At 70.1% G+C, this 11,720-nt stretch carries 11 protein-coding genes and 1 pseudogene; 9 read left to right on the forward strand and 3 right to left on the reverse strand.

Going from position 1 to position 11,720, the window contains the following annotated elements; all coding sequences use genetic code 11:
• The 5 genes and pseudogenes from Q8S40_RS04655 to Q8S40_RS04675 form a co-directional block, all read left to right on the forward strand.
• Positions 1-238, forward strand: a pseudogene (locus Q8S40_RS04655) (hydantoinase B/oxoprolinase family protein); the annotation flags it as partial.
• The gene (locus tag Q8S40_RS04660; protein ID WP_305669468.1) at positions 235-2,301 is read left to right on the forward strand and encodes a hydantoinase/oxoprolinase family protein; all 2,067 of its coding nucleotides are present in this window, start codon (positions 235-237) and stop codon (positions 2,299-2,301) included. The pseudogene Q8S40_RS04655 and the gene Q8S40_RS04660, both read left to right, overlap by 4 nt.
• Before the next feature lie 4 nt (positions 2,302-2,305).
• Positions 2,306-2,896, forward strand: coding sequence for a cysteine hydrolase family protein (locus tag Q8S40_RS04665; protein ID WP_305669469.1), 591 nt, complete (start codon positions 2,306-2,308; stop codon positions 2,894-2,896).
• On the forward strand, positions 2,893-4,281 hold the full coding sequence (locus tag Q8S40_RS04670) for an FAD-dependent oxidoreductase (RefSeq protein WP_305669470.1): 1,389 nt from the start codon (positions 2,893-2,895) through the stop codon (positions 4,279-4,281). Before Q8S40_RS04665 ends, Q8S40_RS04670 begins: the two co-directional genes overlap by 4 nt.
• Positions 4,282-4,306: 25 nt before the next feature.
• A complete protein-coding gene (locus Q8S40_RS04675) occupies positions 4,307-6,637 on the forward strand; it encodes a xanthine dehydrogenase family protein molybdopterin-binding subunit (RefSeq protein WP_305669471.1) in 2,331 nt (776 codons plus the stop codon).
• A 3-nt stretch (positions 6,638-6,640) separates the two neighbouring features.
• Here Q8S40_RS04675 and Q8S40_RS04680 read toward each other — a convergent pair whose 3' ends face one another.
• From Q8S40_RS04680 to Q8S40_RS04690, 3 genes are all read right to left on the reverse strand, one after another.
• Positions 6,641-8,278: a solute carrier family 23 protein gene (locus tag Q8S40_RS04680; RefSeq protein WP_305669472.1), complete on the reverse strand. Its 1,638-nt coding sequence runs from the start codon at positions 8,276-8,278 to the stop codon at positions 6,641-6,643.
• A gap of 237 nt (positions 8,279-8,515) precedes the next feature.
• Positions 8,516-8,869 carry a DUF6220 domain-containing protein gene (locus tag Q8S40_RS04685; RefSeq protein ID WP_305669473.1) on the reverse strand — a complete coding sequence of 118 codons (354 nt, stop codon included), beginning with the start codon at positions 8,867-8,869 and terminating at the stop codon, positions 8,516-8,518.
• Complete coding sequence (locus Q8S40_RS04690; RefSeq protein WP_305669474.1) at positions 8,866-9,399, reverse strand: NAD(P)H-dependent oxidoreductase; 534 nt, start codon at positions 9,397-9,399, stop codon at positions 8,866-8,868. Before Q8S40_RS04690 ends, Q8S40_RS04685 begins: the two co-directional genes overlap by 4 nt.
• Before the next feature lie 84 nt (positions 9,400-9,483).
• On the opposite strand from Q8S40_RS04690, the gene Q8S40_RS25145 reads away from it, so the two are divergent.
• From Q8S40_RS25145 to Q8S40_RS04705, 4 genes are all read left to right on the forward strand, one after another.
• Entirely contained in the window at positions 9,484-9,735 is a 252-nt protein-coding gene (locus tag Q8S40_RS25145; protein WP_371136803.1) for a LysR family transcriptional regulator, read from the forward strand.
• On the forward strand, positions 9,629-10,030 hold the full coding sequence (locus Q8S40_RS04695; RefSeq protein WP_305669475.1) for a LysR substrate-binding domain-containing protein: 402 nt from the start codon (positions 9,629-9,631) through the stop codon (positions 10,028-10,030). Before Q8S40_RS25145 ends, Q8S40_RS04695 begins: the two co-directional genes overlap by 107 nt.
• 49 nt (positions 10,031-10,079) lie before the next feature.
• A complete protein-coding gene (locus tag Q8S40_RS04700) occupies positions 10,080-10,484 on the forward strand; it encodes an ATP-binding protein (protein WP_305669476.1) in 405 nt (134 codons plus the stop codon).
• 347 nt (positions 10,485-10,831) lie between these two features.
• On the forward strand, positions 10,832-11,575 hold the full coding sequence (locus Q8S40_RS04705) for a protein-glutamate O-methyltransferase CheR (protein WP_305669477.1): 744 nt from the start codon (positions 10,832-10,834) through the stop codon (positions 11,573-11,575).
• Positions 11,576-11,720 lie beyond the last annotated feature (145 nt).

Consider the following 11,720-nt stretch of genomic DNA (forward strand, 5'->3'; position numbering starts at 1 on the left):
GCAGGGGGCGCTGAACCGCTTTGCCTGGCAGGATGGCCAGGGCTGGCAGACGCCGCCGATGGCCAGCAAGATCGTCGGTGTGAAATTGCAGAAGGGCCAGCGCTTGCGGCTGGAAAGCCCGGGCGGTGGCGGCTGGGGTGATGCGAAGCAGCGGCCGAGGGAGGCCGTGGCGCGCGACCTGCGGCTCGGCTTCGTGACGGCGGATGTGGCGAAGCGCGATTACGGATACGAGGCATGAGCGGCGATTCCATGGTCGGGCCGGTCGTCGGCGTCGATGTCGGCGGCACCTTCACCGACCTGTTCCTGTTCGACCCCACGCTCGGCACCTTCCGCGTCGCCAAGGTGCCTTCGAACCGCGGCGATGAGGCGGTGGGCTTCATGGCGGGCCTGCGCAAGCTCGGCGGCCCGGCGGGGTTCGAGGCGATCGTGCATGGCACAACGGTCGGCACCAATGCGCTGCTGGAACGCAAGGGCTGCAAGCTCGGCATCATCACCACCGCCGGCTTCCGCGACGTGCTGGAGATGCGGCGGCGTGACCGGCGCAATACCTGGGGCCTGTGGGGCGAGTTTCTGCCCATCACCGAGCGCGACATGCGCGTGGAGGTGCCGGAGCGCGTACTGGCGGATGGCACCATCCACACCCAGGTGCACGCGGCCGATGTGCAGAAGGCGGCGCGTGAGCTGCTGGCACGCGGCGCGGAAGCCTGCGCCATCGTCTTCATCAATTCCTACGCCAATCCACGCAATGAACGCGCCGCGGCGATGACGGTGCGGGCGATCTGGCCGAACCCGCATGTCTCCGTCTCGTCTGAGATCCTGCCGGAGATCCGCGAATTCGAGCGCGCCTCCACCACTGCGCTGAACGCCTATCTGCAACCGGCCGTGGCCAACTACCTCGGCAAGCTGGAACGCGCGCTGGGTGAGGATGGCTTCAGCGGGCGTTTCCATATCGTGCAGTCGAATGGCGGCATCATGTCCACCGCCACGGCGCGCGGCGTGCCGGTGCGAACGGCGCTGTCCGGGCCGGCGGCGGGCGTGATCGCGGCGGCGGCGATCGCCAAGGCGGCGGGATTCGAGAACGCCATCACCTGCGACCTCGGCGGCACCAGCTTCGATGTCTCGCTGGTCAGCCGCGGGCGGATGGAGCTGGCGGCGCAGGCCACCATCGATTTCGGCGTGGTGATCCGCAGCCCGATGATCGAGATCACCACCATCGGCGCCGGCGGTGGCTCCATCGCGCATGTCGATCGCGGCGGGCTGTTGCAGGTGGGGCCGGAATCGGCGGGCAGCCGCCCGGGGCCGGTCTGCTACGGCCAGGGCAATACGCGGCCGACGCTGACGGATGCGAATGTCGTGCTTGGCCGCATCAATGCGGACAAGCCGATCGGCGGCGCGCTGGCGCGGCTGGATGTGGAAGGGGCGAAGGCTGCGATTGCCGAGCATGTCGGCACGCCGCTCGGCCTGGATGCGATGCACGCCGCGGAAGCGATTGTCCGGGTGGCAAATGCCAGGATGGCCGGCGCCATCCGACTGGTTTCCATCGAGCGCGGGCATGATCCGCAGAAATTCGTCGCACTGCCCTTCGGCGGTGGCGGCGCGCTGCATGTGGGTGCGCTGATCAAGGAAGTCGGGCTGCGCGCTGCGCTGGTGCCGCGCTTCCCGGGCGTGACCAGCGCCATCGGCTGCGTCATCGCCGATGTGCGGCATGACCAGGTGCGCACGCTGAACCTCAACCTGGATGGCATCGATGCCGCCGCGCTGGATGGGCGCATGGTGGAGGAAGCCACCGCCGCCCGGGCCGTGGTGGATGGCGCCGGCCTGCCGGTGACGCGCACGGAGATCCGCTTCGAACTGGACATGCACTATGCCGGGCAGACCCACACGGTGGGCGTGCCGCTGCCGGTGCATGTGATCGAGGGCACCACTGGCGTGTCGGAGGCGATCATCCGCATGGCCTTCGAGGCCGCCTACCAGACCGCTTTCAGCCGCCTGCTGCCGGGCCTGCCGATCCGCATCGTCTCGCTGCGCACGGCCGCGATCGGCGTGCGGCCGGATTTCGACCTGAAGGCGCTGGCGCCGCCGAAGGACGCCACGGTGGAGGGTGCGGCGCGCGGCGTGCGCCAGGTGTGGTTCGATGGCGCCTGGCACGCGGCCAATGTGTGGTCGCGGCTGGACCTGCCGGAAGGCGCGCTGGTGCATGGCCCGGCCATTCTGGAACAGCCGGATGCGACGGTGGTGGTGGACCCGGACCTGGTCGCGCGCGTCGATGCCTATGGCAATCTGATCATCGAGCGGGAGTGACGCCGTGCTGAGCGATACCGCGCTGCTGCTGTGCGACCTGCAGAACGACTTTCTTCATCCGGATGGCGCCTATGGCAAGGCTGGGCAGGGCGCGGCGGAAATCGCCGCCATTCCGGCGCGGCTGAAGCCGCTGGCGGACAGGGTGCGGGAGAAGGGTGGGTGGATTGCCTCGACGCACTTCACGCTGTTCACCGGCAAGGGCGGCGAACCCTTCATCGACCCGCATCTGCGCCATCTACGGCCCTTCCTGAAAAAGGGCGATTTCGTGCAGGGCAGCTGGGGCCATGCGGTGGTGGATGAACTAGCGCCGTCGGACCTGCCGGTCGAGAAGGTGGGCTACGACGCCTTCTACCAGACCCGCCTGGAATGGCTGCTCCGCAAGGCGGGCATCCGCAAGCTGCTGGTGGCCGGCATCGTCACCAATGGCGGCGTCTCCTCCACCGTGCGCGGCGCGCATGTGCGGGAATTCGAGGTAACGGTGCTGGAGGATGCCTGCGCCGCCTTCTCCCCCGAGGTGCATGAGACGGCGATCGCGGCGCTGCGCCCGGTGGCGAAGATCAGCACGGTGGCCGCCGAACTGGCGAAGCTGCAATGAGCATCAGCCGCGAGCAGGACCCGGCCTTCGACGCGGAAGTGCCGGTCGCCATCATCGGCGCCGGCGCCGCCGGGTTGATCGCGGCGCTGGCCTGCCGTGGCGCGGGGGTGGAGCCGCTGGTGCTGGAGCGGGATGCGGTGCCGCGTGGCAGCACCTCGCTCTCCGCCGGGCTGATCCCGGCCGCCGGCACGCGGTTCCAGCGCGCCCATGGCATCGCCGATGATGCCGCCACCTTCGCCGCTGATATCCAGCGCAAGGCCCATGGCGATGCCGAGCCCGGCACCGTCGCCACCGTGGCGCGGGAGGCGGCGCCGACGCTGGAATGGTTGTCCGACATGCACGGCCTGGATTTCAGCGTGGTGCATGATTTCGACTATCCCGGCCACAGCCACCGCCGCATGCATGGCCTGCCGAGCCGCAGCGGCGCGGAGCTGGTGGACCGGCTGCGCGCGGCGGCCGAAGCCGCGGAGGTGCCGCTGCTGACGGAAGCGCGCGTCACCGCCCTGGTGCTCGACCAGCATGGCGCGATCCGCGGGCTGGTGGCGCAGCGGCCGGATGGCACGCGGGAGCGTATCGGCGCGAAGGCCATCGTACTGGCCTGCTGCGGCTATGCCGGCAACAAGGCGCTGGTCGCGCGCTACATCCCGGAGCTGGTTGAGGCCGTCTATTTCGGCCATCCGGGCAATGAGGGTGAGGCGCTGGCCTGGGGCGAGGCGCTCGGCGCGGAATTGCGTGACATGACGGGCCACCAGGGCCATGGCTCCGTCGCGCATCCGCAGGGCATTCTCGTTTCCTGGGCCGTCATCATGGAGGGTGGCTTCCAGGTGAACGCACAGGGCGCGCGCTTCTGGAACGAGGCCAGCGGTTATTCGGAAGCCGGTCGTGCCGTGATGGGCCAGCCCGGCCACATCGCCTGGGATATTTTTGACGAACGCATTGCCGCCATCACCCGGCAGTTCGAGGATTTCCGGCAGGCGGAGGCGCAGGGCGCGGTGCTGCGCGCGGACAGCATCGCCGAGCTTGCGCGGATGACGAAGCTGCCGTTGGACTCCGAGATGGCGACGGTCGCCGCGCTGAAGCACGCCGGCGCCACTGATGGCTTCGGTCGCAACTGGTCCGGTGTCGCGCAACTCGCGCCGCCCTATTGCGCCGTCCGGGTCACCGGTGCGCTGTTTCACAGCCAGGGCGGCATGGTGGTGGATGAACAGGCCCGCGTGCGTCTTGCGGGCGGCGGGATCGTGCCGAATCTGTTCGCGGCGGGCGGTGCGGCCTGCGGCGTATCCGGGCCGGACGCTTCGGGCTACCTTTCGGGAAACGGGCTGCTCAGCGCGGTGACCCTCGGCCGCATCGCCGGGGAACAGGCAGCGAGGCTGGGCCACGAATAGGGACGGGACGAGTATGGACGCGATCGTGACGCAGACGGCTGAGGATCAGTTCGGCATCGGCCAGCCGGTGCGGCGGAAGGAGGATGTGCGCCTGCTGACCGGCAGCGGCACCTACACCGACGACATCAACCTGCCCGGCCAGGCGCATCTCGCCATCCTGCGCTCGCCGCACGCCCATGCGCGCATCCTGTCGCTCGATACCACCGCCGCGAAGGCCGCGCCGGGTGTGCTGCTGGTGCTCACCGGCCACGATGCGGCGGCCGATGGCATCGGGCTGTTTCCCGTGATGGTCGATGTGCCCGCGATGGAGGGCACGCAGCCGCTATACGCCCCGCCGCGCAGCATCCTTCAGACGGAAGCGGTGCGCTTCGTCGGTGATCCCGTGGTGGCCATCGTGGCGGAAACCCGCGCCCAGGCGATGGATGCGGCGGAGCTGGTCGAGATCGACTACGACATGCTGCCCTCCGTCACCGACACCGCCCGCGCGCTGGATGCGGATGCGCCGGTGATCTGGCCGGAGCGTGGCAGCAATCTGTGCGTCACCTGGTCCAATGGCCGGGCCGCGGAGACGGATGCCGCCTTCGCCAAGGCGCATACCATCGCCAAGGTCGAGCTGGTGCAGAACCGCCTTGTCGGCAACCCGATGGAACCCCGCGTCGCCGTCGGCGCCTTCGACACGGCGCGCGACCGCTACGAGCTGCACAGCCCGAGCCAGGGTGTGATGAAGGTGCGGGAATCGCTCGCCAAGTTCATCTTCCAGATCCCGATGGAGAAGCTGCGCGTCGTCTCCCGCGATGTCGGCGGCGGCTTCGGCCTGCGTGGCAAGAACTTTCCTGAATCCGCCATGGTGTTGTGGGCGGCAAAGAAGTTAGGCCGGCCGGTGAAGTGGCGCGCGGATCGCACGGAGACCTTCCTGTCCGACCCGCATGGCCGCGACCATGTGACCAAGGCGGAGATGGCCTTCGATGCCAATGGCAAGGCGCTCGGGATGCGGACCAGGACGATGGCCGCGATGGGCGCCTATCTGTTCGATTTCGGCCCGCGCATCCCGACCGTGGCCGGCGCGCGTATCGCCGGCACCGTTTATGACCTGCAGGCGGTGAACCTCCAGGTGCAATGCGTCTTCACCAACACGCATTCCACGGATGCCTATCGCGGCGCCGGGCGGCCCGAGATCGCCTATACGGTGGAACGCCTGCTGGATGTCGGCGCCAACATGTTCGGCCTGGAGAAGGACGAGATCCGCCGCCGCAACTACATCCGCCCGGACCAGATGCCCTACGTCAACTGCGTGGGCAATGAGCTGGACAGCGGCGATTTCGCCGGCACGCAGCAGATGGCGCTCGACCTCGCGGACTGGACCGGATTCGCGGCGCGTCGTGCGGAATCCGAGGCGCGCGGCAAGAAGCGCGGCCGCGGCATCGGCTATTTCATCGAGGCCTCGGGCGGCCAGCCGCAGGAATGGGCACGGCTGAACATGGGCGCCGATGGCAAGGCGCGGCTGCATGTCGGCACCTTCAGTCACGGCCAGGGGCATGAGACCGCCTTTGCCCAGATCGTCCATGCCCGCCTCGGCATTCCCTTCGGCGATATCGAGCTGGTGCAGGGCGACACGGATGAGGTGGAGCAGGGTTTTGGAACCGGTGGCTCCCGCTCCTCGCAGATGGGTGGCGTTGCGACCTCGCGCGCCTCGGAAGCCGTGCTGGCCAAGGCGAAGCGCATCGCGGCGCATCTGCTGGAAGCCGGTGTGGCCGATGTGGAGTTCCATGACGGCCGCTTCGCCGTGGCGGGCACCGACCTTGCGGTGACCTGGAAGCAGGTGGCCGCCGCCGCGCAGGATCCCTCCAGGCTGCCGCCAGGTGAGGCGCCAGGCCTCGATGAGCGTGTGCTCTACAAGCGCAGCACCGAATGCAACTTCCCCAATGGCTGCCATGTGGCGGAGGTGGAGATCGATCCGGAAACCGGCGTGCTGACGGTGGACCGCTACGCCGCGGTGGATGACGTGGGCAATGTCATCAACCCGATGCTGGTGCATGGCCAGTCGCATGGCGGCATCGCCCAGGGGCTCGGCCAGGCGGTGCTGGAACACGCGCTGTACGACAACGAATCCGGCCAGTTCCTGACCGCCACCTTCCAGGACTATGCGATGCCCCGGGCAGGGGACCTGCCCGACCTCGCCATCGGCTTCAACATCGTCCCCACGCCGATCAACGAGCTTGGCGTGAAGGGCGCGGGGGAGGGTGGTGCCTGCGGGGCACCGCCGGCCATCGTCTCGGCCGCCTGTGATGCGCTGGGGCTGGACCATATCGACATGCCGCTGACGCCGGAACGCGTCTGGCGCGCGCTGGCGCGGTAGAATTCAGTCGGCGAAGGCCAGGCGCAGTTCCTGGCCGCCATCGGGGCGCTGCCGCTGGTCGACGCTATCCGCATTGCGGGTGGCGAGCCAAAGCGCAAAGGCCTCCTGCGCCGTGGCGGGGCCTTCCAGGTCGGTGGCGGAGGGGCGCGGGGAAGGGCGGGGCAGCTGGGCGCCGTCCCAGGATGCGATGATCTGCACCTGGTCCGTGGCATGGGTAGCCTGCACACGGATCTCGGCCACGCCGCGGCTTGCCAGCAATTCCTCCAGCTCCAGCAGCGCGTGGCCGACATGGGTCATGGTTTCCCGTCGCGCGCCCCAGCCGCCGCCCAGCGCCTCCACCGCATCCAGCAGAGACTGGTTCATGCCGGCGCCGGGGCGGATGGTGAAATCCGCCCGCTGCGCCACCAGCGGCGCCGTCAGCAGGTTGAGCAGAATGGCAACCAGCGCGCCGGCGGTGACGGGCGCTTGCAGCATCGGCGGCAGGAACTGCTCGAACACCGGCACGCGCAGCAGCGTGCCGATGCCGATGGCAAGGCCGAGGCCCACGGTGAAGGTGCGCCGCGTATCCAGCATGCGCTGGCCCATCAGCTGGCAGCCCGTCGCCATCATGAAGCAGCACACATACAGCAGCATCGCCGCTTCCACCGGATCCGGCAGCGCCAGCAGCAGGGCCAGCAGCTTCGGGCAGCAGGCCAGCACCAGAAGGGCGACGGACCCCCAGATGGCGACGCGCCGCGCCAGCACGCGGGTTGCGATGGAAAGGCCGACGCAGGCCGAGGAACTGCCGGGTGGCATGCCGCCTGCGCAGGCGGCGGCGGCGAAGGCCAGGCTGTGCGCCAGCAGCCCGCGACGGATCGGCGGCGTATCCGGCCGCCGCCAGCCGCCATCCGCCGCGCGCTGGAAGGCCACGAGGTCCCCGGTCCAGGAGGCGAAGCAGGCGAGCAGCGCGACGATGAAGGGCGGCAGCATCGCCGCATCCAGCGCCCCCAGCACGGGCAGCGTGGGGCGCGGCAGCGCGAACCAGGGGGCCTCGCGCAGCATCGCGCCATCGCCGAGTCCGGTGCCATGGATGACCGCGGCCAGCGTGCCGAGGGCGGCCCCCACCAGCACGGCGAATCGCGAAAGCCTGCCGCCCTTCAGCGCCACGCCCATCATCACGGCAAGCGTCACCAGGGCCAGCGCCGCATGCGCCGTGGTGGGGCCGGTGGCGGCCAGGGCGCGCGGCAGCAGGCTCACCCCGATCAGCAGGATCACCACGCCGGCCACCTCGGTCGGCACCACCTTCTGCAGCCGCCGCAGCGTGCCGGCCAGCAGCACGCCGAGCAGCCCGGTAACCAGTGCCGCCGCCGAGACCGCGGCCAGGCTCACCCCCGGCGTCGCCGCCAGGTAGACGGCGACGAAGATCGGCGTCGGAATGGCCGCGATCGGGTAGCCGGAGCCGATCGGCCCGCGCGGCAGCGCCTGCAACAGCCCCGCCAGCGCGATCGCGACGACGGAGAGGCTGACGAAATTCAGGATGTCCAGCGGCAGCAGCCCGAAATGCGAGGCGACCAGGCCCGGCAGGATCAGATAGATCGACTGGATGCCGATCTGCTGCGCCGCCAGCCCGATGGTCTGCGCAACGCCCGGACGGTCGTCCACGCCATGCTCGATTTGCGGCGGGCGAATGGTCCGGCGGTCGGCGCGCGGGGCGAAAAGCGTGCTGGAGGCGGACCTTGGGCGAATGCGATGGTTTCCTTGCCGGCAGCAATGCGATTCTGACCCTTGGTCTAACGCAATATCCGGTCCGACTGCATCATCCCGCCTGAATTTTTGTGCGTCGCACCCGACCCTCGGCTGTAGCAGGCGCGGCGCCGGGGTGTGCGCGCCGCCTGCGCATCATCCGCGCGGGCTGCGGGCGACCTGCGCGGCCAGCAGAAGCGCCGCGGTCAGCAGCAGGCCGGCATTGAAGGGGTGCAGCGCCTGAAGCAGGGCAGAATTCAGCTTCTGTCCCAGCACGATCCACATGATCTGCAGGACGTAGAGCAGCGCCACCAGCAGGGCGCGGCGGCGCAGCGACCGGTCCAGGACCAGAATCAGGATTGGCAGTAGCAGCATCACCCCCAGCGCCTTGTGTGCGGACCAGTCGGTGCCACCGGGGAACAGCGCCAGCCCCGCCAGCAGGAACTGCGCCAGGATCAGTACGGGTGTGATGAAGGCCGCGATAAGGACCGCCAGGAAAGGGCGCTTCATGCCGCCAGTTCCCGCAGCCGCGCGACATAGGCGGCCCCGGCGGCCTCAAGCCCTGACGCGTCGAGCCGATTGGCGCCATACACCACGAAGGGTGCGGTCCAGGGCATGCCGCAGCGATGCGCGGTGGCGCGCAGCGGCGCCAGCAAAGCCTCCATCGGGAACAGATTGGCGCCGTCCGGCGCATAGGCCGCCTGCACATTGCCGGCGGTGGCGGCGACCAGCAGCTTCACGCCTTCCAGCATGCGCCCTTCCTCCGGATGCAGGTAGAACAGGTGGGTCAGGACCGCATCCATCCAGGCCTTCATCGGCGCGGGCGTGGCGTACCATTGCAGCGGAAATTGCAGCACCAGGCGGCCCGCACCGCGCAGCAGCGCCGCCTCCGCCGCCACATCGACGCAGCCATCCGGATGGCGTGCCTGCATGTCGACCAGCTCGACCTCCCGCCGGCCCCGGGCCGCCGCGGCGAGTGCGGCATTGGCGCGGGACTGTGCAGGGTCGGGATGGAACATCAGGATTAGGGTCTTGCGCATGGGTGCCTCCTTCGGCTGCGGCGAAGGTGGCGGCGGCGCGGAAATCCTTCCAATCGATAATTGGGATAGCGTTATATCCATCTGATGAATTTATGCGCCGCCGACCTCAACCTCCTCGTCGTCCTCGATGCGCTGCTGGAGGAAGCCCATGTCTCCCGCGCCGCGCTCCGGCTCGGCCTGTCGCAGCCCGCGATGTCCGCAGCGCTCGAGCGTTGCCGGCTGGGTGCTGATGCGCCGCGGCCATCCGGCGGCGGCGGCCTTCGGGCTGGAGGTGTGGCTCGCGCATCCGCATGTCCTGGTCTCCGGCCAGGGTGCCACGCGCGGCGCGCTGGATGAGGCGCTGGCGAGGCTCGGCCGCAGCCGTCGCGTCGGCGTGGTGGTGCCGAGCTTCCTGCTGGTGCCGCCCTTGCTGGCGGGGTCCGACCTCATTGCCCTGCTGCCCGGCCGCACCTTGCCGGCCGACCCGCAGGGCCGTTTCGTGGACTTCGCCCCGCCCATCCAGGTGCCCGGCTTCCCGCTGCATCTCGCCTGGCATGCACGGCGGGACGGCGATGTGGCGGTGCGCCATGTCGCGGCGCTGGTGCAGGCGGTGCTGGCGGAGGGAGGCGACAAGCCCGGCGGGCACCGCTAACCTTCGCATTCCCGTTCAAGAGAGCACGGACGTGCCGCCAGCGCTTGCCATGACGATTCCGCCCGCGACGGAGGAGGTAGCGCGCCTGCTGGACGCGCTGGAGGCCTTCGCCGAGGAAGCCGCGCTGCCGCCCAAGGTGGCGCACCGGCTTTCCGTGGTGATCGAGGAACTTGCCGCCAACGTCGTCATGCATGGCAGCGCCGGGCCGGGCGCCGCCAGCTTCGTCGCCGTCACCGTGCACCAGGAGGGCGACGCGCTGGTCGCCACCATCGAGGATGATGGCCGCGCCTTCGACCCGCTGGCCCAGGCCGCGCCGGATACCGATGCGGCGCTGGAGGATCGGGACATTGGCGGCCTCGGCGTGCATTTCGTGCAGCAGATGACCCGCACGCTGCACTACAGCCGCACCGATGGCCGCAACCGCATGGTCGCCACGCTCGACTTGACGGGCTGAAGCCGGGCCGAGCCCCGGCTCATCCCGACTTCCAAAGCCATAGGCGGATTGCCCGATTGGCGGGGATGGGCCCATGCGGGGCTGCGGGCCTGCACCACCACGCGGAAAGGCTCCGGCCGCCAGGACGGTCGAGGCCGTTCCGCCCGGCCGGCTTCTGCGCTAGCGTCACGCATGATGCCGAGAGAGAAATCACGCAGTTGCCGCAAGCACCTTGCCACTCCGTCCCGTCCGAGACGCGCAGCGCGGCCAGCATGACCCGCAGCCGGCGCTTCGCCGACCCGGCCGGCTGACCGCCCCGCATGGCTGACGCGCTGGCCCGGCCGGCTCCGGCTCTCCCCCTGGGAGCCGTGCAGGAAAGGCTGGCGGGGCTGGCGGGCTTTTCCGAATCCGATGTGCTGCGGAACCGCCTGCTGCGCGCCGCCCCCATCCTGTCCCGCCTGCCGCTGGACCGCGCCAGCATCGACCATCCGGATTGGGCGGCGCTGCTGGATGCGGTGACGGTGCAGGAAACCCGCATGTTCCGCGCCGGCGCGCAGATCGCGTCCTTCCGGGCGGAGGTGCTGCCGGCACTGGCCCCGCGCGGCACGCTCTCCCTAATCTCGGCCGGCTGCGCGACGGGGGAGGAGGCCTGGACGCTGGCGATCCTTGCCGCCGGACGCGGCGGCCCCTGGCAGGTGGAGGGGCTGGATCTCTGCCGCCCGGCGCTGGAAGCCGCCAACGCCGCGCGCTACCGCCTCGGCCCGCCGGATGCGCTGAGGGAGGTGCCGGAGGCTGATCGCGCCTGGCTCGACATCGCCGATGGCTGGTTCGAGCCGGTCGCGGCGCTGCGCCCGCAGGTTCGCTTCCGCCGCGGCAACCTGCTGGATGCCTGCCTGCCGGATGCCGCGGCGGATGCCATCCTGTGCCGCAACGTGCTGATCTACATGACGGAAGAAGGGCGGCTCGGGGTGCTGAAGCGGCTGGTGGCGGCGCTGCGCCCGGGCGGCGCGCTGCTGCTCGGCCCGACCGACCGGCCGCCGCGCGGCATCGGCCTGGTGCCCTGGTCGCGCGACCTGATCGGCATCTGGCGGCGGGAGGCGACCGATGCCTGAAGCCCTGCTCGCCGGCGGCCAGGTCTTCGCCCTGCCGGTGGATGCCCGCGTGGTGGAGGCCGCCGCGCTGCGCCCGGCGCCCCTGGCTGCCGACGGATTGCTCGGCGTGGCCGTGGTGGCCGGGCAGGTGGTGCCGGTGATGGCG

This window comes from Falsiroseomonas sp. (genome assembly GCF_030695085.1).
GTDB lineage: Bacteria > Pseudomonadota > Alphaproteobacteria > Acetobacterales > Acetobacteraceae > Falsiroseomonas.